This window comes from Hymenobacter artigasi, assembly GCF_012275535.1.
GTDB lineage: Bacteria > Bacteroidota > Bacteroidia > Cytophagales > Hymenobacteraceae > Hymenobacter > Hymenobacter artigasi.
In genome coordinates this window covers 216822-242630 of the sequence record NZ_JAAVTK010000001.1, presented here as the reverse complement: position 1 = coordinate 242630, position 25809 = coordinate 216822, and the positions used below count along the sequence as shown (strand labels likewise).

Annotated in this window: 16 protein-coding genes and 1 tRNA gene; 10 read left to right on the top strand and 7 right to left on the bottom strand. The window is 61.3% G+C overall.

What is annotated here, in order from left to right; genetic code table 11:
• Positions 1-137: 137 nt before the first annotated feature.
• Complete coding sequence (locus HBN54_RS01005) at positions 138-641, top strand: HNH endonuclease signature motif containing protein (protein WP_168671283.1); 504 nt, start codon at positions 138-140, stop codon at positions 639-641.
• A 59-nt stretch (positions 642-700) separates the two neighbouring features.
• Here HBN54_RS01005 and HBN54_RS01000 read toward each other — a convergent pair.
• Positions 701-772: transfer RNA gene (locus HBN54_RS01000), tRNA-Arg, on the bottom strand.
• Positions 773-814: 42 nt separating this feature from the next.
• Positions 815-2170 carry a Pycsar system effector family protein gene (locus HBN54_RS00995; protein WP_235955331.1) on the bottom strand — a complete coding sequence of 452 codons (1356 nt, stop codon included), beginning with the start codon at positions 2168-2170 and terminating at the stop codon, positions 815-817.
• 209 nt (positions 2171-2379) lie between these two features.
• On the opposite strand from HBN54_RS00995, the gene HBN54_RS23315 reads away from it, so the two are divergent.
• The 5 genes from HBN54_RS23315 (at position 2380) to ppk1 (ending at position 13060) form a co-directional block, all read left to right on the top strand.
• Positions 2380-6507, top strand: coding sequence for a metallophosphoesterase (locus HBN54_RS23315; RefSeq protein WP_235955330.1), 4128 nt, complete (start codon positions 2380-2382; stop codon positions 6505-6507).
• Positions 6508-6777: 270 nt separating this feature from the next.
• On the top strand, positions 6778-8076 hold the full coding sequence (locus HBN54_RS00980; protein WP_168671282.1) for a M43 family zinc metalloprotease: 1299 nt from the start codon (positions 6778-6780) through the stop codon (positions 8074-8076).
• Positions 8077-8365: 289 nt separating this feature from the next.
• Positions 8366-10132: a GEVED domain-containing protein gene (locus HBN54_RS00975; protein WP_168671281.1), complete on the top strand. Its 1767-nt coding sequence runs from the start codon at positions 8366-8368 to the stop codon at positions 10130-10132.
• 201 nt (positions 10133-10333) lie between these two features.
• Complete coding sequence (locus HBN54_RS00970; RefSeq protein ID WP_168671280.1) at positions 10334-10828, top strand: SixA phosphatase family protein; 495 nt, start codon at positions 10334-10336, stop codon at positions 10826-10828.
• A gap of 156 nt (positions 10829-10984) precedes the next feature.
• On the top strand, positions 10985-13060 hold the full coding sequence (gene ppk1, locus HBN54_RS00965) for a polyphosphate kinase 1 (RefSeq protein WP_210427894.1): 2076 nt from the start codon (positions 10985-10987) through the stop codon (positions 13058-13060).
• A gap of 118 nt (positions 13061-13178) precedes the next feature.
• Here the strand turns inward: ppk1 and HBN54_RS00960 are convergent, their stop codons facing one another.
• Positions 13179-13616 (bottom strand): CHRD domain-containing protein, encoded by a 438-nt coding sequence (locus tag HBN54_RS00960; protein WP_168671279.1) that lies wholly within the window; start codon positions 13614-13616, stop codon positions 13179-13181.
• Between the two features lie 360 nt (positions 13617-13976).
• Between HBN54_RS00960 and HBN54_RS00955 the strand changes: the two genes are divergently transcribed.
• The gene (locus HBN54_RS00955; RefSeq protein ID WP_168671278.1) at positions 13977-16832 is read left to right on the top strand and encodes a TonB-dependent receptor; all 2856 of its coding nucleotides are present in this window, start codon (positions 13977-13979) and stop codon (positions 16830-16832) included.
• Positions 16833-16946: 114 nt separating this feature from the next.
• Here HBN54_RS00955 and HBN54_RS00950 read toward each other — a convergent pair whose 3' ends face one another.
• The 3 genes from HBN54_RS00950 to HBN54_RS00940 all read right to left on the bottom strand — a co-directional run bounded on the left by HBN54_RS00950 (position 16947) and on the right by HBN54_RS00940 (position 19894).
• A complete protein-coding gene (locus HBN54_RS00950; RefSeq protein ID WP_168671277.1) occupies positions 16947-18035 on the bottom strand; it encodes a hypothetical protein in 1089 nt (362 codons plus the stop codon).
• Positions 18036-18159: 124 nt separating this feature from the next.
• Positions 18160-19491 carry a GTPase HflX gene (hflX, locus tag HBN54_RS00945; RefSeq protein WP_168671276.1) on the bottom strand — a complete coding sequence of 444 codons (1332 nt, stop codon included), beginning with the start codon at positions 19489-19491 and terminating at the stop codon, positions 18160-18162.
• A gap of 106 nt (positions 19492-19597) precedes the next feature.
• On the bottom strand, positions 19598-19894 hold the full coding sequence (locus HBN54_RS00940) for a c-type cytochrome (protein ID WP_168671275.1): 297 nt from the start codon (positions 19892-19894) through the stop codon (positions 19598-19600).
• A 172-nt stretch (positions 19895-20066) separates the two neighbouring features.
• Between HBN54_RS00940 and HBN54_RS00935 the strand changes: the two genes are divergently transcribed.
• Entirely contained in the window at positions 20067-21182 is a 1116-nt protein-coding gene (locus HBN54_RS00935) for a glycosyltransferase family 4 protein (protein WP_168671274.1), read from the top strand.
• Between the two features lie 180 nt (positions 21183-21362).
• Positions 21363-21908 (top strand): dTDP-4-dehydrorhamnose 3,5-epimerase, encoded by a 546-nt coding sequence (gene rfbC, locus HBN54_RS00930; RefSeq protein WP_168671273.1) that lies wholly within the window; start codon positions 21363-21365, stop codon positions 21906-21908.
• A 101-nt stretch (positions 21909-22009) separates the two neighbouring features.
• Here rfbC and HBN54_RS00925 read toward each other — a convergent pair whose 3' ends face one another.
• Positions 22010-23311: a UDP-N-acetylmuramoyl-tripeptide--D-alanyl-D-alanine ligase gene (locus HBN54_RS00925; protein ID WP_168671272.1), complete on the bottom strand. Its 1302-nt coding sequence runs from the start codon at positions 23309-23311 to the stop codon at positions 22010-22012.
• Between the two features lie 96 nt (positions 23312-23407).
• On the opposite strand from HBN54_RS00925, the gene HBN54_RS00920 reads away from it, so the two are divergent.
• Entirely contained in the window at positions 23408-25714 is a 2307-nt protein-coding gene (locus HBN54_RS00920; RefSeq protein ID WP_168671271.1) for a T9SS type A sorting domain-containing protein, read from the top strand.
• Positions 25715-25809: the final 95 nt, after the last annotated feature.

Here is a 25809-nt window from a genome sequence, read left to right as displayed (position 1 = left end):
ACTGAAAGATTCCCTGAAATATTTTGTCTTTTACGGCTCAGGCTTGCCACTGGAAGCACCGAAATAGCAGCCGAAGCAGCTGCTTCGTTTTCCGTCCGCCGCCCCGGCTTGTCCGGCGGTGCATAGTACATTCAGCCATGAATAATTGCCTGCACTGCGGCATCCAAACTGCCAATGCGAAGTACTGCTCCCGCTCCTGTGCCAACCGGATAAACGGGCGGCTATTTCCCAGCCGTCAGCGGATTGCGCGGCATTGCAAGCACTGCGGCGTAGCGCTGCTAACCCGGCGCACCACCTGCGACGGCTGCAATCCGAGCGTAGTTGACTGGCGACTGGTACCGATACAGCAGCTCCGGTCGAAAGCCCGCCAGCAGTATGCCGCGCAAATCCGCAGCCTGGCGCGCATGGCGTACCGCAAATCGACCCGGCCCAAAGTATGTGCGGTGTGCGGCTACGACGCCCATTATGAGGTGTGTCATATCAAGCCAATCAACGACTTCCTGCCTACCGATTCCGTCGCCGAGGTAAACGAATTAAGCAATCTGGTGGCACTGTGCCCCAACCATCATTGGGAGTTCGACCACGGGCGGTTGTCCATCACCTTAATTACGGCTGCAATGGCGAACAATGCCAGGGCATAAGAATAAAAAAATGCCCCTTCATTGCAGAAGCGGCATTTTTTAACTGTCTGATAATCAAGTAGCCACGACGAGAATCGAACTCATATCAAGCGTTTAGGAAACGCCTATTCTATCCTTTGAACTACGCAGCCATGGCGCAAAGATAAGTACAGACCCCGCCGCTGCCGAACGCCCTACGACTTATACAGCAGCGCGATGCCGAACGAGAGCGCCGTGAGAATAATGCCCACCAGAAAAATGGTGTAGCTGGTGCGCAGCAGGCGGTATTTTCGGGTGAGCACCTCGCCGAGGTAGTAAATGTCCGTCACCATGTTGGTGTAGAGCATGTCTTTCTGCCGCATAATCTCGCGCATGCCGCTCTGGAAATTGTCGAGATTGAGCTTGGTGAACTGCCCGAAGAACAGCAGGTTGACGCGGCGGTTGGTAGCGATTTCGGGGCTTTTCTTGAGCCAGTCGAAACTTGTGACATCGGGCTGGGCCGAGAGAATGGCCGTCGTGACCGAGCCCAGGGCCGTTATCAGCAGAATACTCACCGGAATGGCCAGCACGGGGTTGTTGCCCATCAGCGGGGCCAGGCTGCCGGCCTTGCCCATCTTGGCCCCCAGGTAGGTGATGATGACCGAGATGAGCACCGCGTTGAGCTGAATCATCATGCTGGCTTTTTTGTCGGCCATGTCGCTCAGCTTCATGTGGTTCGAGTACATGGTGCGGAACATGGTTTCGATGCCACGCTTGGGCTCGGCAAAGGTTTCGCTCTTTTCCCGGGTCTTCTTCTTGCTTTTTTTCTCCTTCTTCTTGAGGTGGTCGCGCTGGTCGTCGATGTGCTTTTTGAGGGCCTTCTTGTACCGGTCCTTGCCCGCTTCGGACAGGTACTTGTGGGCCAGCATGAAGTTAAGCTGCAGCTCGGTCCACTCCGGCGTGGAGTAGGTTTTGTCGAGCACCAGCTCCCACTCGGTGCGCAGCAGTTCGGCGCGGGAGCGATAGTCGTCGCGCGCCAGGTTGCTCATGTCGGCATCGACCAGGATTTTTTGCAGCTCGGTTTCGGGCGGCGAGTCGCGGTGCGTGGCCTTAATCAGGCCCTGAATCAGCTCGATGCGGGCTTTGGGCAGGTCGTTTTTAGCCAGCCAGGCCCCGGCCCGCTCCATGCTGCGAAACTCGTGGCCGTCGTACACATCGAGGTAGCCCGAGTCGTGAAACCAGGCAGCCAGCAACAGGTTCTCGGTGTCGTCGGCGCTGAGGTTGGCGGCGGGGGCCAGGGCGCGGCATTCCTTCACCACGGCCTCGGTGTGGCCCAGGGTGTGGTAGGTGAGCTTGGGCGATAATTCTTTGGCAAACAGGTCGGTGATGTAGGCCTGCGCCGCTTTTGCCAGGGCCGAGGCTTTGGCCTTGGGGGCTTTGTCGGCCTCCGCCTCAAGCGGCTTCTCGGAGGCGGGGGCCGCCGGGGGCGCGGCCGGAGCCGGGGTTTCCACCGATGCAGCCGGTGCGGACGCCGCAGAAGTTTCGACGGATTCGGGGATAATTTCTTTCATGATATGCGAAGCTACGGCGGCGCATTTGGCCGGTCCGCCGGCTTTCAACGCGAAGCGCCCGCCGGAAGTTGAAAACCCCGGCCAAACCGCACTGCCGTGCTTTGCGTAACGGGCGCTATAGCGCCGGCCCTTTGCCGGCCGTGCGCGTTATTTTTGTATTTGCCCGGGCCCTGCGGCGTGGCCTGTTCTTCGCCTTGTAATTTTATTTCATGTACCTACTTCGCCGCTTCACTTTTTTGCTTGCCTGCTGCCTGCCGCTGGTTGCCACGGCTCAGCAAGCTGCTCTCAAAACCCCCAAAGCGCCCAAAGAGCCCCGAGGAACCCAGCGGGAGCTTCCCGAGCCCGGCGAGTCGGACCAGAACCCGCACACCAGCCGCCCCAACTACCGCAAGGCGGGGGTAAACTGGGAGCGCAATATGCCTCCGGACTCGACCCGCATTCGCTACCGCGTGTTCCTGATTGGCGACGTGGGCAACCCCATTCCGGTGGCCAAGGGCGGCGAGCCGAGCCTGAATTTCCTGCGTCAGCAGATAATGAAGGCCGGTAAAAACAGCACCACCATCTTCCTGGGCGACAACGTGTACAACTACGGCATGCCCGAGGAAGGGGCCTACGACCGTAAAAATGCCGAGGAGCGCCTCACCGCCCAGCTCGACATTTTCCGGGGCTACCCCGGCGAGAAGTACATGACGCCCGGCAACCACGACTGGATTCAGGGTACGGCCGGCGGCCTGGAGCAGGTCAACCGCGAGCAGGCCTTTGTGGAGCAGTACATGCGCAAGGACTCGACGGCCTTCTCCTACACCGGCGACTTTTTCCTGCCCCGCGACGGCTGCCCCGGCCCGTTTGAGGTGCGCGTGCAGGACGACCTGGTGCTCATCGCCCTGAACTCGCAGTGGTTTCTGACGCCGCCCACCAACCGGCCTTTCGGCCTGAACGGGGCCTGCGGGGCCGATAACAACGACGACGTATTTGCGGCGCTGGAGGAGATTATTGCCCGCAACAAGGACAAGCACATCATGGTGTTTGCCCACCATCCGCTGTTCAGCGACGGCATTCACGGCGGCTATTTCACGCTGGCCGACCACATTTTCCCGCTCAGCATTGTGCTGAAGTACGCGTTTATTCCGCTGCCCGTCATCGGCTCGATTTACCCGTTTGCGCGCAAGTACGGTGGCATTAGCCAGGATATTCCGCACCCCATGTACCAGGCCTACCGCAAGGGCCTGCTCGACATTTTTGCCAAATACCCCAACGTGGTGTACGCCGCCGGGCACGAGCACAACCTGCAGTATTACACCGAAGGCAACACGCACTTCATCACCAGCGGCTCGGGCTGCAAAACCCAGCACGTGAAGCCCGGCGACGGCGGCGGGGCCATTTTCTCGGATAAGGAGAAGGGCTTTGCCGTGGTGAACTACTACGACGACGGCCAGGTGTGGAGCGAATACTTCATTCCGCAGGGCAATGGCCAAACGGCCCGCCGCGTGTTCCGCACGCCGATGTATGCCAAAACCACGGGCACCATTGCCACCACGCCCGCCGAGCCCCTTTCCGAAACGGTGCTGACCACCACCAACGGTCAGGCCGGCGGCCAGAAGCTGCCCCAGACCGAAGCGGCCATTGAGGAAAAGAAAAAGGAGAAGAAAAAGAAACAGCAAAAGGCCGAAGCGGCCATTGCCAAGGCCCCGATTCCGACCACGCGCCCCGACTACCGCGACAGCTCCGTAACGGTGGCCATCAACGCGAACTACGACCGCCACGGCGGTTTTCACAACTGGCTGCTGGGCGAGCACTACCGCAAGGAGTGGGCCACGCCCGTGAAATTCCGCACCCTGGACCTGGCCAACGACAAAGGCGGCCTGATGCCCTACAAAACCGGCGGCGGCAAGCAAACCGCCTCGCTGAAAGTGCGCAACGAGGCGGGCTACAACTTCACCCTGCGCGGCATCGACAAAGACCCCGCCGCCGTGCTGCCCGAGCAGCTGCGCACCGGCCTGGCCAAGGCCGTGCTGCAGGACCAGATTTCGGCCCAGCACCCGTATGCGTCGTTTGTGCTGCCGCCGCTGGGCACGGCGGCCGGCATTCTGCACACCAACCCGGTGCCGGTCTACATTCCGCAGGACCCCTTGCTGGGGCAGTACTACGCGCAGTTTGCCAACCTGCCCGCCGCCCTGGAAGAAGATGCCAAGGACAGCCAGGACAATGTGGCCAGCCTGGGCTTCGCCAAAAACCTGGTGGGCACCGAGAAGATGCTGACCCGCCTGCTCGACGACAACGACAACCAGGTGAACCAGAAAGCCTTCGCCCGCTCGCGCCTCTTCGATATGTGGATTGGCGACTGGGACCGCCACGAGGACCAGTGGCGCTGGAGCGAAACGAAGGATAAGGGCGGCGACCGCACCTTTACGGCCGTGCCCGAAGACCGCGACATTGCCTTCTTTAAGGGCGATGGCGTGCTGCCCTATATCATTTCGCGCCGGTTTGCCATCCGCAACTTTCAGAACTTCGGGTATGACTACGCCGACTATAAGGGCCTGAACCAGACCGGTATGAGCAACGACCGGGTGTTTATGAGCGCCGTGACCCGCCAGGACTGGATAAAGGAGGCCGATTACATGAAAGCCCACCTCACCGATGAGATAATTGAGAAGGCCTTCCGCGATAAATGGCCCAAGGAAATTTACGACCTGCACGCCAAGGAAATCATCGCCAAGCTGAAAAGCCGCCGCGACCTGCTGCCCGACGTGGCCGGTAAGTACGCCGACTTGTTGGCCGAAATAGTGGAAGTGCGCGGCTCCAAAAAGAACGAGAAGTTTACCGTGGAGCGCCTTACCAACCGCAAAACCCGCGTGGTGATGCAGAAGATTAACAAGGATGGCAAGCTGACCAAAATCCTCTACGACCGCACCTTCGACGATGCCGTGACCGACGAGGTGCGCCTCTACGGCATTGCCGGCAAGGACGTGTACGACGTGAAGGGCGACGTGAAGCGCGGTGTGAAGCTGCGCATCATCGCCGGCACGGGCCGCGACTCCATCACCACCCGCGACCACGTGGGCGGCCTGCTCCACAAAACGCAGATTTACGACGCCGATTCCGGCAATGTTATCAACACCAGCTCCGAAGCCCGCCAGCGCCTGGAGCCCGGCTACGAGGTGAGCCGCTACGACTACCCGCACCGCTTCGACCTGAAGGACTACCGCCTCGACTACGTGGGCCCGGCCCTGTACTTCGGCTACAACATTGACGATGGCGTGCTGCTGGGCGGCGGCGTGACCTACCGGCACTACGGCTTCCGCCGCGAGCCGTATTCGTGGGAGCAGAGCATCACGGCCAACTTCGCGCCGGCCCGCGCGGCCTACAACATCCGCTACACGGGCCAGTTTACCCGCATTTTCAGGAATACCGACCTGCACATTGCCGCCCAGTACTACGGCCCGCAGCTGCTGTACAACTTCTTCGGCATTGGCAACAACACGGTGAATCTGGCTACCAAGGATGAGAACCGGGGCGTGGTTACCAACCGCAGCGTGAACAGCGCCTACCGCGTGCGTTTCAACAGGCTCACCATCGCGCCCACCTTCGAGCGCAAGCTGTTCGAATTCCTCAAGTTCGGCATCGGGCCGCAGTACGACCAGTTTCGCATCGAGCAAGACCCCATCGGCTCGGTCATTAAGGACAGCCTGACCAACAAAAGCGGGGTGACCACCTACGAGAACCGCCGCTTCGGCGTGCGCGCCTCCGATTTTCAGACCAACCAGTACCTCGGCGGCCTGATGTACCTGAACCTCGATGCCAGCTCGTCGGCCAAAAACCCCCGCATCGGCCTGCGCTGGTACAACGAGTACCAGTACAACTGGCAGCTCAACAGCGAAAGCCTGAGCTTTGGGCGCTTCAGCACCGAGGTGCGGGCCTACCTTACGCCCAACTTCCCCTTCCATCTCACCTACGCTGGCCGCATTGGCTACCAGCACAACTTCGGCGACTACCGCTTCTACCAGGCCAACACCCTGGGCGGCACCACCAACCTGCGGGGCTACCGCCGCACCCGCTACGCGGGCCGCACGGCTGTGTATGCCAACTTTGAGCCGCGCCTGGAGCTGTTTTCCTTCAATGCCTACCTCTTCCCCGGCAAGTTTGGCGTGATGGGCCTGGCCGATATCGGCCGCGTGTATTCCGACAACGACACCGGCACTTATACCGGCCTCAATGCTTTCCACAGCGGTTTCGGCGGCGGCATCTACGTCGATATCCTTAAGGCGGCCATCATCAATGCCACCTACTCGGTAGGGGAGGAGAAGCTGGTGTTCGTCGGGTTCGACTTCCTGTTCTAAGCACCCATCATCCCGATTGGGGCGTGGAACAGTGGAATGACCGGTTCACAGTCGGCTTGAGTGCCCTTTGAGCAGAAGCCGCGCCGTGTAAATTTAGTTGGCTACTTAACTGGCAATAGAAGCAGGTTTTCCTGGCGTCTATTGCCAGTTTTTGGTTTTATGGGACTGTATGTTTGATTATTTGGCAACGAAAATGAAGAAAAGCAACCTTTTTTTCTTAGATTGGTATTCTCAATCAACCATTTTTTAACCTTATCGACCAACTACTACATGAACAAACTTTACTTCTCCGCACTGGCCTTGCTGGGCAGCGCTGCTCCCGTCCTGGCGCAGGATGCCCGGCGCCTCGCGCCGAATTTCGAGCCGGAAGCCATCAACACCATCACGCGCCGCGCCTGCGGTACCATGGAAGTGCTGGCCGCCCAGCTCGCCGCCGACCCCGCGCAGGCCCAGCGCATGGCCACCATCGAAGCCCAGACCCGGCAGCTGCTGGCCAACCCGGCGCTGCAACGTAGCACGGCCGGCACGGTCATCATCCCGGTGGTGGTGCACGTGCTCTACAACACGGCCGCCCAGAACATCTCCGATGCCCAAGTGCAGTCGCAGATTGATGTACTGAACGAAGACTACCAGAAGCTCAACGCCGACGCCAACAAAACCCCCGGCATCTACGCTGGGCTGGCCGCAAATACAAATGTGCAGTTTGTGCTGGCCAAGCGCGACCCCAGCGGGCTTGCTACTACCGGCATCATTCATAAATCAACCAAAACATCGTCGTGGCGCACCGATGACGCCGTGAAGAAGTCTAAGCGCGGCGGCGATGACCCGTGGGATGCCACCAAGTACCTCAACATGTGGGCCTGCAACCTGGGCCAGGGCCTGCTGGGCTACGCTCAGTTCCCCGGCGGCTCGGCCGCTACCGATGGCGTTGTGATTTTGTACTCGGCCTTTGGCAGCCGTGCCAAAAACGCGGCCGGCACCTACATCAGCAGCTACGACCTGGGCCGCACCGCCACCCACGAAGTAGGCCACTGGCTGAACCTGCGCCACATCTGGGGCGATGACAACGGTGCCTGCACCGGCTCCGACCTAGTGGCCGACACACCCAACCAAGGGGCCGAAAACTACGGCTGCCCGGCCTTCCCGCACGTGTCGTGCTCCAACTCGGGCGATATGAGCATGAACTATATGGACTACGTGGACGATGCCTGCATGTACATGTTCTCCTCGGGCCAGAGCCAGCGCATGAACGCGTTGTTTGCGGCTGGCGGGGCCCGCGCGGGCCTGCTCACCTCGCAGGGCGGCATCGCTCCGCGGGCGCTGGCCACGTCTTCGCCGGCTTCCTTTTACCCCAACCCCGCCTCCGATGTGCTGACGCTGGACCTGCCGCGCGGGGCCGACGCCGCCCGATATGCCGTGCGCGTGTACGACCTCAGTGGCCACGAAATGACCCAGGCGCACTACGACGGCCGGGGCGCGGTGCGCGTGAGCGACCTGCCCAAGGGCCTGTACTACGTCACCATCGGTACCGGTACTGAGATGAGCCGCCAGCGTTTCCAGAAGGAGTAGTTGTTTCCAGTTTCTGCCTGTTCGACGCCTTGCCCTTTGGGCAGGGCGTCGTTGTTTTTAGGGGTGGCCAAAGCGGGTGATTAGGCGACTGTGCCCGTGGTAGTTAGAATAATTTTTTTCTGAAGATGAATTGTTGGTGATTTTTCTAGCCAAATTATCAAATTAATATAAAAATAGTTTTACAATTTGATAAAAACGCAAGTAAGGCCGGAATTTTATTAATAATGTTGCCATATTTTCAATAGCTTGCCAATCCATAAACCATTTTTGCCACCAAATTCCTGTTTGAATGAAAGCAAATGTTTACGCCGCTGCGCTGAGCCTTTTGGGTCTTGCGCTCACCACTAATTCGGCCAGTGCCCAGGCACCCGCCCCCCACCGCACCTGTGCTTCGGTTGAAGTGCTCCAGCAGCAGCTCGCCGCCGACCCCGGCCTGGCCCAGCGCATGGCCGCCATCAACAGCCAGGCTGTGCAGTTTGCTAAAAGCAACCCGGCCACCAATGCTACTTCCGCCGTCACGCTCACCATTCCGGTGGTGGTGCACGTGCTGTACAGCACCACGGGCGAGAACATTTCCGATGCCCAGATTCAGTCGCAGATTGACGTGCTGAACGAGGACTACCACAAGCTGAATCCCGACTACACCAAAACTCCCAGCGCCTTCGCCGGCCAGGTGGCCGACGTGGGCATCCAGTTTGTGCTGGCCAAGCGCACGCCCGCCGGCCTCGCCACCACGGGCATCGAGCGCAAGAGCAGCACCACCACCAGCTGGGGCACTGCCGATAAAATCAAGAAAGCCAGCACCGGCGGCCTCGACGCCTGGAACGCCAGCCAGTACCTCAACCTGTGGGTGGGCACCATCGGCGGCGGCATTCTGGGCTACGCGCAGTTTCCCGGCGGTGCCTCCGCTACCGACGGCGTGGTGATTTCGCCCGTATACTTCGGCCGCACCGGCACCGTGACCTCGCCCTACAACCTGGGCCGCACCGCCAGTCACGAAGTGGGCCACTGGCTGAACCTGAACCACATTTGGGGCGATGATAACGGCGCCTGCACCGGCACCGACAACGTGGCTGACACCCCCAATCAGGGCGCCGAAAACTACGGCAAGCCCGTGTTCCCGCACGTATCGTGCTCGAACGGCCCCAACGGCGACATGTTCATGAACTACATGGACTACGTGGACGACAACGCCATGTTCATGTTCTCGACCGGCCAGAGCTCGCGCATGAACGCGCTGTTTGGCACCGGCGGGGCCCGCGTGGGCCTGCTCACCTCGCAGGGCGGCGTAGCTCCCAGCGGTGGCGGCGGCACCACGCCTCCCCCCACCGTTACCTACTGCACCAGCAAGGGTGCCAGCGTAGCCTATGAGTACCTCGACTACGTGAAGCTGGGCACCATTGCCCGCACCTCGGGCGCCGATGGCGGCTACTATGACGGCACCGCGCTGAGCACCAGCGTAGCCGCCGGCTCGGCCCAGACCATCAGCTTCTCGGCCGGCTTCGTGGGCACTGCTTACTCGGAGTACGTGAAAGTATACATCGACTACAACCAGAACGGCGTATTCACCGATGCCGGTGAGCTGGTCGTATCGGCCGCCGCCAGCACCAGCGCCGCTACCCGCACGGGCTCCTTCACGGTGCCCACCACGGCCAAGAGCGGCAACACCCGCATGCGCGTAGTGCTAAGCGATGCCAGCGCCACTACCAGCTGCGGCAGCTACAGCTACGGCGAAACCGAGGACTACACCATCACCGTCACCGGTGGGGCCCGCCTCGATGCCACCACGGCCCGCACCACCGGCACCACCGGCCTGGTCGACCAATACACGCTGTACCCCAACCCCGCCAGCAGCGTGCTTCGCATTGCCCGCCCCCTGAGCATGGACCCCGAGCAGGCCTTCTCGGTGCGCGTGTACGACGTGCGCGGCAGCGAAATCAAGGGCCTTTCCTTCGAGGATGGCCAGCTGAACGTGGCTTCGCTGCGCGCCGGCATCTACACCCTGAGCGTGAGCGACGGCAGCAAAACCTCGCACCAGCGCTTCGTGAAAGAGTAGTCTTTCTGACCTACTGAAAACAAAAGAGCCCCGGCCGGTTGGTCGGGGTTTTTTTGTGATGGGCAGACCAATAGTCCTCGCGCCATACTCTCCAGGCTTCACGGGCAGGGAAGGTGCCGCGGCACAGCTCCGCCGAACCCAGACCCGCCATAACCTTTTCCTAACCTCCCCGGTAAGCAAAAGCCCGTTAGCTTCGTCCCCATGAAAACCCTCTATCTCCTTCGCCACGCCAAATCCAGCTGGAGCTTCGATGAGCTCAGCGACCAGGAGCGCCCCCTCAACGACCGGGGCCGCGACGATGCCCCCCTCATGGGCCAGGCCTTGGCCAAGCGCCGCATTTGCCCCGATATCGTGGTGAGCTCGCCCGCCGTGCGCGCCATGAGCACCGCCGTGCTGGTGGCCCGCGAAATGCAGTACCCGCACGATAAAATCAAGGTCGAGCCCGGCATTTACGGGGCCGATGTAGACGATTTTCTCGCCATTATCAAAGACTTGCCCGATTCGGCTGCCTCGGCCCTGGTGGTGGGCCACAACCCCACCATCACCGAAACGGCCAACGAGCTTTCACCCTCCAGCCTCAACGAAATGCCCACCGCCGCCGTGGTCTGCCTGCGCTTTACCTGCGAGCACTGGGCCGAAGTGAGCAAGGTGAACGCCGAATTTTATTTCTACGACTACCCGCGGAATGAGAATTAACAATTAAGAATTAACAATTAAGAATAGTCCCTTTGGCCCGATGCTGGCGTAGAAGGCTTATTGCACTGAATAGTTAGTCGTAGCTCACTAGGCATCACAATGCCAACAGGGCTTGCTCGGCCATTCTTAATTGCTAATTCTTAATTATTAATTAAATTGAAGACCCTTTCCCGTGACCTGAGCTGGCTGCGTTTCAACGCCCGCGTATTGCAGGAAGCCCAGTGCCCCACCGTGCCGCTGCTGGAGCGCCTCAAGTTCCTGGCCATTTTCAGCAGCAACCTCGACGAGTTTTTTAAGGTGCGCGTGGCCACGCTGCGGCGGCTGACGAAGCTCAAGAAGAAAACCCGCGCCAAGCTCGGCGAAAGCCCCAAGCGGCAGCTGAAAGAGGTGCTGGCCGAAGTGGCGCGGCAGCAGCAGGAATTCGGGGCCACGTTCCGCGAGCAGCTGCTGCCCGAGCTCAACCGCCGCCGCATTCACCTGCTCACCGAGGCCACCCTCACCGACCAGCAGCGCGAGTGGACGGCCCGTTACTTTGCCGAAAACGTGCGCGACCTGCTCTCGCCCGTGGTGCTCGATGACACCCTGCACCACCTTTTTCTCAAGGACCAAGCCGTTTACCTCACCTTCTTCCTCAGCCAGCCCCACGCCGCCGCCGGCAAAGCCAAAAGACGGCCCGACGATGAGCGGGTGCTGATAATGGAGCTGCCCACCAAGCGCCACGGCAGCCGCTTCGTGCGCCTGCCCGACGAAGGCGAGGAGCGCTACGTACTGTTTCTGGACGACGTGATTCGGGTGGGCGCGGCCAGTCTGTTTCCGGCCTATCAGCAGGTCGAAGTGAATGCCATCAAGCTCTCGCGCGATGCCGAGCTGGACATTGAGGAAGAGGTTTCGGGCGATTTGATGGAGAAAATCCGCAGCAGCCTGGCCAAGCGCGCCACCGGCTTCCCCGCCCGTCTGCTATTCGACCCCGAAATGCCCCAGGAAGTGCTGCGCGCCATCAGGCAGAAAACCGGCATCACCGACGAGGAGCTGGTGGAGGGCAGCCGCTACCACAACTTCCGCGATTTCTTCGGCTTTCCCGATTTCGGCGAGGCCGATTTTCACTACCCGGCCCGGCCTGCGCTGCCGCACCCCACGCTGCCGCGCACGGGCAGTCTGCTGGCGGCCATCGGCGCGCGCGACCACCTGCTGCACCCGCCCTATCAGTCGTTCGACTACGTGACGCGCCTGCTGCGCGAAGCTGCCGCCGACCCGCGCGTGGCCGTCATCAACATCACGCTCTACCGCGTGGCCAGCAAAAGCGCCGTGGTGAAAGCCCTGCTCAAAGCCGCCAAAAACGGCAAGCAGGTGACGGTGGTAATGGAGCTGAAAGCGCGATTTGATGAAGAGTCCAACCTCTTTTGGGCCGATAAGCTGAAGCGGGCCGGGGCGCACGTCATCTTCACCCCGCCCGAGCTCAAGGTGCACAGCAAGCTCCTGCTCATCGTGCGCCGCGAGGCCGACGAAACCACGCGCCGCTACGGCTACTTCAGCACCGGCAACTTCAACGAAAGCACCAGCGAGCTCTACACCGACCACGGCCTGTTTACGGCCGATGAGCGCCTGACTGAAGAGGTTGCAGCCGTGTTTGAGTACCTGCGCGACCAAAGCGTGGTGCCCGAGCTGCAGCAGCTGCTGGTGGCTCCCTTCGGCCTGCGCCCCGGCCTGAACGCGCTCATCGACTACGAAATCAAGCAGGCCAAAAAGGGCCGTGAGGCCTACATCATCCTCAAAGTGAATGCCGTGGAGGACGAAGGCATGATTGCCAAGCTCTACGAAGCCAGCCACGCCGGTGTGCGCGTCGAGCTCATTGTGCGCGGCATTGGCCGGCTGGTGCCTAATCAAGCCGGCTTCAGCGAAAATATCAGCCAGCGCGGCCTCGTCGACCGCTTTCTGGAGCACAGCCGGGTCTACGTCTTTGGCCACGGCGGCGAGGAAAAAGTCTACGTCTCGTCCGCCGACTGGATGACCCGCAACCTCGACCGCCGCGTGGAAGTAGCCTTCCCCATCCTCGACGAAAGCCTGCGGGCTGAAGTGCGCCACCTGCTCGATTTCCAGCGCAACGACAACGTGAAGGCCCGCGATTTTGAGAACGACTATATCACCGCGTTGGAAGGGGAGAAGCCTGTGCAGGCGCAGGAGGCCACCTACGCGTGGCTGAAGGGCCTGAAGCGCCGCCAGCGGAAACCGTAGCGCAGTTCCGGATAGTTCAGTATGCAAAAAGGCCCGCTATTCATCGTAGCGGGCCTTTTTTGCGAAATCAACTTAGGTGTTATCCCGGCAGTCTTGCGCCGGTAATTACCCTGGCAGATTACTTCTTCTTGATGTCGCCGCGAATCTCGCCGTCGCTAAAAGCCGACGAGTGTATGTTGACATACATGCCGTTATTGAGAATGTTATCTGCTTGCTCGGGCGCAAGTGTGACCGTACCCGTAATAGGCGAAGTCAAATTGGCAAATGGAATGGCCACTGAGCCCTTAATACCGGGAGCACCCGTGTGAATATGGGCAATAGTTGGGGTCATGCCCTGATACGTAACCACATACGTGAGCTGCTTGGTGCCGCTGTTGTAGCTGCCCGTGAAGGTGCCGGTAGCCGTGGAATTGTTGGACGGCACCTGCTGAGCACCATTGATGGTGGCCGTCAGCTCGGTATTGGTATTGGTCGTTGGAGTGGTATCGTCCTTTTTGCTGCAGGCCGTGAAGAGGCTTACTGCGGATGCTAAAAGGAAAATGTAGGATTTTTTCATGTTAACTAAATGAATGTCAATTAAAATGGACGTGAGGAGATGTTTAAGTTATCAAGACCATAACTTTAACAAAAGAAGAATGTTTACGGTAATATTCCAAAATGGAGACTTATATTTCCATTATTCGGAACAATATGTAGCTTTTTCCCAATTTGGTACACCATGCCGAGCCGCCCACCCAACCGACTAAATGAGATTTTACCTGGGCAGTAAGAGCCGCGCAACTTCTTGTTTTTAAAAAGGAAATAAGATTATTCCGTCTTGCGGCTATATAAAAATATGCCTAGTTGATTTGCTCACTCTCTGCGTTTTTCTCAAAATTTAAATTTTTTATAATTTTCTTCCTCCTCAGGTTTTTGCATGAATAATTTTACCCTGCGTTGTTTTTTATTGGGTGCTTCGTTGAGTCCGGCACTGCTACCGACCACCGCCCAGGCGCAAACCTCCACCACCCCGGCCGAGAGCGCCGGGACTATTACCGGTAGCTCATCGAGCCTAACCGGGCAAGTTACTTCCGCCCAGGGACTGGTTCAGCCCAATACGTTGGTGTCCATTATCTCGCTGGCTACCAGCCAGCGCCGCACAGTGCAGGCCGGCTCGACGGGTACATTCACCATTGCCGGGCTGGTGCCCGGCGGGCCCTACGTGGTGCAGGTGCAGCAGCCCGGCTTCCGGGTGCAGAACATTACCAACGTGTTTCTGAAGGCCGGCGAGGCCACCGTACTCACCGTGACGCTGAACCCCGAAACGGTGGCCGTAGGTACTCGCCGTAGCGACCGGACCGCCCTGGAATCGGCGGTGCCGGTTGACGTGGTGGAAATGAGCGAGCTGGTGCGCACCGTACCCCAAACCGACATCACCCAACTGCTGCAATACACCGTAGCCGCCTTCAACTCGACGCGCCAGACGGGCGCCGGCGGCTCCGACCACGTGGACCCGGCCAGCCTGCGCGGCCTGGGCACCGACCAAATGCTGGTGCTAGTGAACGGCAAGCGCCGCCACACCACCGCCCTGGTCAACCTGCTGAGCAACCGCGGCCTGGGCAGCGTGGGCACCGACCTCAACACACTGTCCAGCCTGGGCGTGGAGCGCGTGGAAGTGCTGCGCGACGGGGCAGCGGCCCAGTACGGCTCCGACGCCATTGCCGGCGTAATGAACATCAACCTGAAGAGCGACAACCACGGTGGCAGCGTGCTGTTGAACTCGGGCATCACCTCGGAGGGCGATGGCCTGGCTACGCTGCTGGGCATCAACAAAGGCTTCCGCCTGGGCCAGAAGGGCTTCCTGAACGTGACCGCCGATGCCGACTACCGCGGCCGTACCACTCGCGGCTATGCCCGCGACCCGCTGGTGAGCCCCGTATTTGTGGCCAACAATGCGGCGGCCGAGCGGGCCGCGCTGGCCGCCGCCGGCAAAACGTACAACGATTTTGTGCAGCACAACGGTGATGCCCGCGTGCGCAACGTGCGGGGCCTGTTCAATGCCCGGGTGGAGGTATCGGAAGCGCTGGCGTTCTACGGATTTGGCAGCTATAACTTCCGCCGGGGGCAGGCCAACACGCCGTGGGTGCTGCCCGCCACGCAGCCCAACGAAGTAGTGAAGGAGCTGTTCCCGTATGGCTACCAGCCCGAGGTGAACACCCGCATTCACGATGGCGCGGGCACAGTGGGCGTGGTGCTGGGCCGCAGCGGCCCCAACCACTGGACGCTGGACCTGAGCAACACCACCGGCTACAACCGGATGAACTACGACCTGGCCAACACGGTGAATGCATCGCTGGGCGCGGAGTCGCCCACGGTGTTTGCCAATGCCGGGGGCTTCCAGTTCCTGCAAAACGTGACTAACGCCACGGCCAACCGCTTTTTTGATAAAGTCCTGGCCGGTACCAACGTGGCTTTCGGGGGCGAGTTCCGGGCCGACCGCTACGAAATCATGCGCGGCGACGAGCGCGCCGAGGCGGAGTACGACAACAACTCGCTGGCCCAACAGGGCGCGCAGGGTTTCAGCGGCTTCGGCCGGGCGTCGGCGGTCGTGGGCAGCCGCACCAACGTGGGCGCTTTCCTCGACGTGGAAGCCGACGTAACCAAGCGCTGGAGCGTGAGCGGCGCGTTGCGCTACGAGAACTATTCCACTTTCGGCTCGGCCTTTATCTACAAGGCGACTACGCGAGTGAAAGTGACGGATTTTCTGGCCGTGCGCGGAGCCTTCAACACGGGCTTCCGGGCGCCGTCGCTCCAGCAGGTGCTGTACCGCCAGATTACGCAGCGCCCGGGCGTGACCGGCGTGGTGTATTCCGGTATTTTCAACAACCAGGACGAGCTGACCCAAAAAGCGCAGGTGCCGACCCTGACGCCCGAAAAATCGCGCAGCTACAGCGTTGGCCTGGTGCTGACGCCCATGCCGTCGTTCTCGCTCACGGCCGATGCGTATTTGATTGACATCGACAACCGCATCACGCTCTCGGGCTTGCTGCGGCCGGGTTCGGGCATCAGCCCGGAGTTTACGCAGTTGCTGGCCAACAACCGCGTGAGTCAGGCCCAATTCTTCACCAATGACCTTGACACCCGCACGCAGGGCATCGACGTGGTGGGTAGCTACCGTCACGCCCTGGGCCGGGGGCAGCTCACGGTGACGGCGGCCGGCAACTTCAACCAGACCCGTACCCGCGCTCAGAACATCCCGGCCAACTTCAGCAGCCTGCAAACCGACGACAACCCGACCACCAACTACATCGACCCGCGCCAGCTTTCGCTCATCGAAACCGGCAACCCGGCCAGCAAAATCCTGCTCGGCGTGAACTATAGCGTTGGCAAATTCGGCATCGGCCTGCGTAATACCTACTTCGGTGAAGTGAAATACTACGACGTGGCCCCCGACCCAACCGTGTACGATTTTGGCGGCTACCTGCTGGTGTTTAAGCCCCGCACCGTCACCGATTTGCTCATCAGCTACCAGCCCGCCAAAGCCCTGACCCTGACCGTGGGCGCGCAAAACCTGCTCAACGTGAAGCCCAATACCCTCAACGAGGCGGCTTCCAACGGTGTACCCCCCGGCGGATTCGCCAGCCGGGGCGACTTCGAGCGGTATTTCCAGAACCGCTTCGGTGCTCCGTCGCCCTTTCCCACCAACCACGACGTGTACCCTTACGCTCCGGTGCAAATGGGTTTCAACGGGGCCTTTCTATACCTGAAAGCCGTGTATAATTTCGGGATTTAGCGTTTGATAAAGCAGTAGGGTGCGGGGCTGGCCTCCGCCCGTCGTTGAACAGTTCTTTATTGAATCGTTCAACGACGGGCGGAGGCCAGCCCCGCACCCTACTGCTTTTGGGGGCTACTTCCGGCGGCGCTCGGCCTTTTGAAGCAGCTTTTTGGGTGGCACGATGAACAGGTCCAGGCTGGCGTAGGGCGTGCCGCCGAGCTGGCTGTCGATAAGTCGGTCGCGGGTACTGTTGGTGCGGTCGAAGGCGTTGAGCTGGTAGTTGTAGCGGTAGCCGGCCTCGATGCCCGTCCAGAGGAAGGAGAGGAGCTCACGCTCGTAGCGCAGGCGGAATTTCAGGTCAATCTGGCGCAGCTCCAGCGAGGTGACTCTGGGGTTGTTGGGCGAGGCAAAGGCGTTGCGCAGCTTGATATTGTAGTTGTTGCTGGCCACCTCGTAGCCGGCAAACAGCAGCGCGTTGGACGACAGGTTGCGCCGCACCAGCACCCGGGCCGGAAACAGCGCCTCCACGCCCCAGCGCGGGTTGAAGGAGCGGTTGTACACGATGACCGGGTAGAGGCTCTGGCGGCCCAGGTTGTAGCCCAGCTGCATCCCGATGCCCCAGGCAAACGTGGAGCTGCGCTTCCAGCCATAGATGAACTCGGACGTGACTTTGAGGTAGTCGCCCACATTTAGCTCGCCGGAATTGTAGTCGCCGTTGAGCTCGGTTTTGGCGCGGAACAGGTACCAATGCACCGCGTCGACGGGCCGAATCACGGCCAGCTGCGCGCCAATCACGCTCAGGCCCTTGTTCTCGATGTTGCTATACAGGCCGTACTGGTCGGTGGTGGCGGGGGTGCTGAACTGAAACTCCTGCCGGTCGTAGTTCAGGCCCAGAATGAGCTTGAGGTGCGGGTGGTTGAGCAGCGGCGCATAGGCTTTGATAACGAGGTTAGCGTTTTTGCTGATGGTGGTGTTGTAGTCGCCCACGCTGCTGCCCACGGCCGTACTGCGCAGGCTGAAATTGCCCGGAATCCGTTCGTACTTCACAATCAGGCCCTTGCTCGGGCCCATGCCCACCACCTGCGAGTTGGCAAACGTCTGGGCATCGGTGCGGCCCAGCCCCGCCGTGTCGAGCGGCGCGGGCGGCGGATACACCGGAATATCCTGCGCGGCGGCCCGGCCCAAACCCAGCAGCAGACCACTCAAATGGAGAAAGCGCACCTTAAGCATAAAAGAAAAGGCCGGGCCTGATAAAGCCCGGCCTTCGCCCTTACGATAATATTCATGTAACGTTCATGCTTGGTTGGGCCGGCAATAATTTCATAATGCTGCCGCGCCGGCCGCGCTACTCGTTGGCCCAGGTGTTGGTCTGGTAGGGGTAGCGCTGCTGGTGCAGGGCCGCTACGCGCTTGCCCAGCAGCTCGCGCAGCTCTTCCATATTGGTGCGGTCCTGGGCCGAGATGAACACCACCGGGTCGTGCAGCTTGGCCATGTAGGTGGCTTGCAGCTGCGCCAGCGGCGGGCGCGGCGCAGTGCCGTCGTCCTCGGCATCCAGCACTTCGCCAAAGGGGTCGTGCTCCACGTCGTCGTGCTTATACTGGTCTATTTTATTGAACACCAGCAGCGTAGGCTTGTCGGCCGCGCCAATATCGACCAGCGTATCATTCACTACCTGAATCTGCTCCTCAAAATTGGGGTGCGAGATGTCCACGACGTGCAGCAGCAAATCGGCTTCCCGGATTTCGTCGAGCGTGCTCTTGAAGCTCTCGATGAGCTTGGTGGGCAGCTTGCGGATAAACCCAACCGTATCAGAAAGCAAAAACGGCGTGTTGTCGAGCACCACTTTGCGCGTGGTCGCGTCCACGGTAGCGAACAGCTTGTTTTCGGCAAACACATCGGCCTTGCCCAGCACGTTCATCAGGGTGCTTTTGCCCACGTTGGTGTAGCCCACCAGCGCCACCCGAATGTTGCCGCCGCGCGATTTGCGCTGGGTGTGGCTCTGCTTGTCGAGGTCTTCGAGCTTCTCTTTGAGGAAGGCAATCCGGTCGCGCACAATCCGGCGGTCGGTTTCGATTTCCGTTTCGCCCGGGCCCTTCATGCCCACGCCGCCGCGCTGCTTGTCCAAGTGAGTCCAGAGGCCGGTGAGGCGGGGCAATAAGTATTGATACTGCGCCAACTCGACCTGCGTGCGCGATGTGGCCGACTTGGCCCGCAGCGCGAAAATATCGAGAATAAGCAGCGAGCGGTCAACAATTTTCACCAGCAGCTCAGCCTCCAGGTTGCGCAGCTGCGACGGCGACAGGTCGTCGTCGAACACGACCATGCTGGTGCCTTCGTGCTGCACGTAGGCTTTTATTTCGGCCAGCTTGCCCTCGCCCACGTAGGTCCGGATATCGGGTTTTTCCAGGCGCTGCACGAAGCGTTTGGTTGCGGTGGCACCGGCCGTTTCAATCAGAAACGCCAGTTCGTCAAGGTATTCGGTGGTCTGGGCTTCGGACTGCCGGCGCGGGGGCACGGAAATGAGCACGGCGGTTTCGTGCTCCTTGGCGGTTTCGTAGGTGCCGTTATCGGTCGCTTTCAGGAGGATGCGGCCCGCCCGGCCTTTCACGCCGTCGACGGCGCCGACGTGGCGGGTGCTGTTGCCGGGCTTGCGGCCGCCAGATTGGGTATTTGCCATGGTTTGGTGCTTGGTTGTTGGTGCCTGGTGCTTAGTCGTTTGTTCCTTTAACGGTGTTTGGGGATTATGGTCAGCCAAGCACCAGGCACTAACAACCAGGCACCGGTTATTTTAAAGTAAGTGAATAGGCTACCACCTGCTGCACCTGCTCGGGCGTGAGGGATTTGCCGAAGGCCGGCATTTTGCCCATGCCGTTGGTAACAAGATAGGTACGACCAAATTCATTGAGGTTGCTCTTAGTGAGGTCGTGCGCGCCATTGAGGCCGCGCTTACCGTTGGCTCCGTGGCAGCGCACGCAGTTTTTCTGGAAGATAAGCTGGCCCGGCAGCACCGGCGGCGCAGCCGAAGCCACCTGCGGCAGCAGCGCCAGTAGAAACAGAAAGGCCGAAAGTTGAAGGTTCATAGCAGGTACAACACGCAAAGCGCCCACAAAGTACCGGAACAATAGGGGAATGAGGGTAGGAGGGTATGAAGGTAGGAGGGATATAGTCCCACAATCTGGCAGATATAACGTTTCAGACCCGACCTTTGCCAACTCTTACCCGCCTGCCCCCATACCCTCATACCCTAAAAAATTGCGCGTCGCCATCGTCATCAATACCAGCTGGAATATTTGGAATTTCCGCGCCAGCCTCGTGCGGGCCTTGCAGGCCGCCGGCCATGAAGTGCTGGCCATTGCCCCGCCCGATGACTACTCGGCGCGCCTCGAAACCGAGCTCGGCTGCCGCTTCGTGCCCATCCTGATGGAGAACAAGGGCACCAACCCCGTGAAGGATGCCGCCCTCACGCGCCGCTTCTACCAGATTTATAAGCGTGAAAAGCCCGATGTGGTGCTGCACTACACCATCAAGCCCAACATCTACGGCAGTATCGCGGCCCGCATCGCGGGCATCCCCAGCATCAACAACGTGAGCGGGCTGGGCACGGTGTTCATCATCAAGAACTTCGTGAGCAAGGTGGCGCTGGGGCTCTACCGCTTCGCATTCCGCTTCCCGGCCAAGGTGTTTTTCCAGAACGGCGACGACCGGCAGCTATTTCTGGATAACGGCCTGATAAAAAGTGAAATAACCGACCTGCTGCCCGGCTCGGGCGTCGATACTACCAAATTCCGGCCCGCCGCCGGGTTCGTGCGCCAAACCCCGTTCGTGTTTCTGATGGTGGCGCGGGTGCTCTACGAAAAGGGCGTGGTTGAATACTTTGAGGCGGCCAAAATCATCCGTGAGGCCGTGCCTGGCACCCGCATCCAACTGCTGGGCGGGCTGGACGAGGCCGGCGGCGTGGGCGTACCCCGCGCCACGTTTGAAGAATGGCTGCTGAGCGGCGACATCGAATACCTGGGCCGCTCCGACGACGTGGCTGCCCACCTGCACCGCGCCGACTGCGTGGTGCTGCCCAGCTACCGCGAGGGCACCCCAAAAACCCTGCTCGAAGCGGCCGCCGTGGGCAAACCCGTCGTGACCACCGACGTGCCTGGCTGCCGCGAAACCGTAGTGGATGGCCGCAACGGCTACCTCTGCCAGGTGCGCGACGGCGAAGACCTGGCCGCCAAAATGCTGCAAGTGCTGCGCCTGAGTGATGCCGACCTGCAGGGCATGGGCCAGAATAGCCGCTACCTGGCCGAAACCAAGTTTGACGAGCGGCTGGTGCTCGATAAGTACATTGCCGCCGTGGCAGCGGTAGGGCGGAAGTAGCTAAAAAAGAACGTTATGCAGAGCGCAGCGAAGCATCTTGCCCGCAGTAACTAACTTGCCTCCTTGGATTAGTGGTGGCGGGCAAGATGCTTCGCTGCGCTCTGCATGACGTTCTCGTTTTTTGCCCAATTCTTCCTCCCCGGACCAAACCATCCTCCCCAATCTTCTACCTTTGCCCCGATGGAAGTAAAGAAATTCCCCCTAGCCGGCCTGATTGAGTTCACCCCCCGCGTTTTCGCCGACGACCGGGGCGTGTTCTTCGAAACCTTCTGCGAGCGCCTCATGGCCGAGGCCGGGGCCGATGCCCAGTGGGTGCAGGACAACCAGTCCAACTCCAAAAAAGGCGTGTTGCGCGGCCTGCACTTCCAGCGCCCGCCCCACGCGCAGGCCAAGTTGGTGCGCGTAGGCCAGGGCCGTGCCTTCGACGTGGCCGTGGATTTGCGCCGGGATTCGCCCACCTATGGCCAGCACCAAATGGTGGAGCTGTCGGCCAGCAAGGCCAATATGCTCTACATTCCGGCCGGCTTCGCCCACGGCTTCATGGCCCTCGAAGACAATACCATCTTCATCTATAAGTGCTCCGACTACTACGCTCCCGCCACCGAAGGCGGCCTGCGCTGGGACGATGCCGACCTGGCCATCAACTGGGGCACCGAAGTGCACCCCCTCGTATCGGGCAAGGACAATGAGCTGCCCGCGTTCAAAGACTTCGTGAGCCCGTTTTAGTCATTTAACAGTTATCAGTTAACATTTAACAGCCGTTCCATCTGCCCTAATTGAGCAGATGGAACGGCTGTTAAATGTTAACTGATAACTGTTAAATGAAATCACAGCAGTTCCACCAGCGTCTCCAGGGCCATGCCGCGGCTGCCTTTCACCAGCACTTGGTGGTTGCGCACGGGGTGGGCGCGGAGCCAGTCGGCCGCTTCGGCTTTGGTGGCGAAGTGCTGGGCGGTAGGAGCCAGGGCGGCTGCCCGCGCCATTTCCGGGCCGATGAGTAGCACCTGCGGCAACTGCAGCTCCACCAGCAGCTGGCCCAGGGCCGTGTGTTCGCGGGCACTCTCGTCGCCCAGTTCAAACATGTCGCCGAGCAGCACCAGTTTGGTTTGGCCGGCTGCTCCCACCGGCCGGGCCGCGAAGCTGCGCAGGGCCGCGCCCATGCTGCTGGGGTTGGCGTTGTAGGCATCCAGCACCAACTCGTTGCCGGCGGGGGTGCGCAGTAGCTGCGAGCGGTTGTTTTGCGGGTTGTAGCGGGCCAGGGCGGCAGCTATTTTATTGGTCGGAATGCCGAAAAACTGGCCCACGGCGGCGGCGGCGGCCAGGTTGGGGAAGTTGTAGTCGCCGGTGAGCTGGGCCACTATTTCGGTATTGTCGCCGAGGCGCAGGGCTACGGCTGGCGCGGCTGAAAGAAGGGTGGCGGGGTAATTATCCATCACGCGGGGGTAGGTGAGGATGGTGGGCACCTGCGCCGCCAGCGACGGCAGGCGCGCATCCAGCGTGTTCACGAAGGCCGTGCCGCCGGTGCGGGTGAGGTAGTCGAACAGCTCGCCCTTGCCCAGGGCCACGCCCTCGGCCCCGCCAAAACCTTCGAGGTGGGCCTTGCCGATGTTGGTGATGAGGCCGTGGGTGGGCTCGGCCCACTCGCAGTAGGCCGCGATTTCGCCCCGGTGGTTGGCCCCCATCTCAATCACGGCGAAGTCGTGCTCGCCGGTGCGCAGGCGCAGCAGCGTGAGCGGCACCCCGATGTGGTTATTCAGGTTGCCAATGGTGGCCAGCACTTTGAACTGCTGCGCCAGCACGGCCGTGAGCAGCTCCTTGGTGGTGGTTTTGCCGTTGGAGCCCGTGATGGCCAGCACCGGGATGCGGAACTGCCGACGGTGGTGCCGGGCCAGCTGCTGCAGGGCCACCAGCGGGTCGGGGGCGTAGGTGTAACGGATGGGGTCCGAAGCGGCGAGCACCACGTCGTCGACCACGGCGTGGCTGGCCCCGGCGGCCAGGGCCTGCGGCGCGAAGGCTGCCCCGCGAAAGCTGGGGCCGTTCAGGGCGAAAAACAGGGTGCCGGGCTGGGGCTGGCGCGAATCGGTGCTGACGAGGCCGCCGGCGGCCAAATAACGGGAATAGAGCAACATGCTGCGGAACTGGAAAATCAAACCGGGTGTAACTTGCTGCAAAGGTGGGCGTGATTTTTGTTCCGCGCACGGCACCTCTTCCCCAATTTCTTTTCTATGGTTCGTTCTTACGCTTTGGTGCTGGCGCTGCTGGCTTTTTCCGGGGTGGCCCGGGCCCAGTCGGGCAGTGCTGCCTTTGGGTTCGAGAGCCGGGCCACGGCCCAGGTGGTGCAGGGCACCGATACCCTGCGCAATGCCTGGGCCGGCGGCTTCAACACGCCCCAGTTCAGCACCATCGACCTGAACAACGACGGCCAGGCGGACCTGTTCGCCTTCGACCACGAAAGCAGCCGCTGCTACACCTTTCTGAGCGTGGCCGCGCCCACGGCCCCCAACGGCCGCCGCTGGCAGTACGCCCCGCAGTATGAAAGCCTGTTCCCCAGCGACCTGCGCGGCTGGGCCCTGCTGCGCGACTACGACTGCGACGGCCGCCCCGACCTGTTCACCTACATCAATGGCGGCGAAATCCGGGTTTTCCGCAATGCCCTGGTGAATGGCCGGCCCAGCTTCACCCTGGCCACCAACCAGATTCGCTTCACTGGCAATTTCACGGGCTCGGCCAACCTCACCATCGGCGGCTACAACCTGCCTGCCATTCAGGACGTGAACGGCGACGGCAAGCTCGATATCATGACCTATGATTTCGTCAGCGCGTCGTTCATCGAGCAGTACATCAACAACAGTCCCGGCACCTGCGGCAGCGCCCTCACCTTCACCCTCACCACCGATAACTGGGGCGGCATCCAGTCCTGCGGCGGCTGTGCCGAGTTCAAGCTCAATGGCCAGCAGTGCTTCACGGCCACCCGGCCCACCCACACCGGCGGCCACAGCCTGCTGCTGGTGGACCTCGACGGCGACGGCGACCAGGACCTGCTCGATGGCCGCGACAACTGCCCCGAGCTGGCCCGCCTGCTCAACTCGGGTACCACGGCCGTGCCTGTGGTTACGCAGGTGGGCATCAGCGCCAGCTTTCCATCGGCGGCCACGCCGGCGCGGGTGCCGGTGTTTCCAGCCGGCTATTCCTTCGATGCCAACTTCGACGGTAAGCCCGATTTGGTGGTGGCCTCCAACATGGTCAACAACGTGTCGGACCTGGTGAGCATGCGCAACAACGTGCAGCTCTTCACCAATTCGGCCGCCAGCGGTGCGCCCGTTTACACCAGCCAGCCGGCCGGCTTCCTGCAAAACGACATGATTGACGTGAGCGAAGGCGCCGCGCCCACCTTCGGCGACCTCGACGGCGACGGCCTGCCGGATATGCTCATCGGCAACCGCGCCGACCGCGTGAACAACGTGTACCGCGCCAACCTCACCTACTACCGCAACGTGGGCACCCGCGCCCGGCCGGTGTATCAGTTCGTGACCAGCGACTACCTGGGCCTGGCCGCCCTGGGCCTGCAGGGCCTCAAACCCGTGCTCGTCGACCTGAACCGCGACGGCGCCCTCGACCTGGCCTACGCCGCCTGGGACCGGGGCACCAACATCATCTACTACATTCTGAACACGGCCGCCGCCGGCCGGCCCGTGGCCTTCAGCGCGGCCAACGCCATCAACTTCAAGCCACAGGGCGCAACCACCGGCACCGGCCTGCTGCCCTACACGAAGGACGATATGCCCTGCTTTACCGATGTAGACAACGATGGCTACGTCGACCTGCTCATCGGAACCAATGAGGTGCGCGAGCCGGGCATGGCCCTGCGCTACTTCCGCAACCGGGGCCGGGGGCCGCTGGACAGCGCCTTCGTGCTGGTGAATAACGACTACGGCCACATCCGCACCGCGACCGGTGACCGACCTGCCAACCTGAGCCCCACGGTGGCCGACTTCGACGGCGACGGCCGCCCCGACCTGCTCACGGCCGATGCCACTGGCTACCTGCGCCTCTATTCCGACTACCGCGCCCAGTCATCGGCCCTGTTCGCGGAGCGCACCGACCTACAGTACAACCCCCTCACCGCGCTCTACGAGCCCACCCGCCTGGGCCTGGGCGACTACGCGCACTACGGCCTGGCCGCCGCCGACATCAACGGCGACGGCGCGCCCGAGCTCTTCGTGGGCACCCAGGCCGGCGGCGTGCTGAGCTACGGCACCCGCAACCGCACCGTCACGGCCACCCGCACCGAGGCCGCCCGCGCCCTGGCCCTGAGCATCTACCCCAACCCCGCCACCGCCACGGCTACCGTCGAAACCGCGCTGCCCACCCGCGTCACCGTGCTCGACCTCACCGGCCGTGTAGTGCAGGCCGCTGACGCGGCCCAGCGCCGCCACACGCTCAGCATCAGCGGCCTGGCTGCCGGCGTGTACCTGGTGCGCGCCGACGGAACTGATGGAGCCGCCGCCGTGCAGCGCCTGCTGGTGCGGTAGGGGGGGGGGGCGGAGTCAAAGTGACGTCTGAACGATGTAGGGGCGGGGTCGTACCCGGTAGGGCTTGTCCCCGCCCGTCGTTGAACAGAATCGTT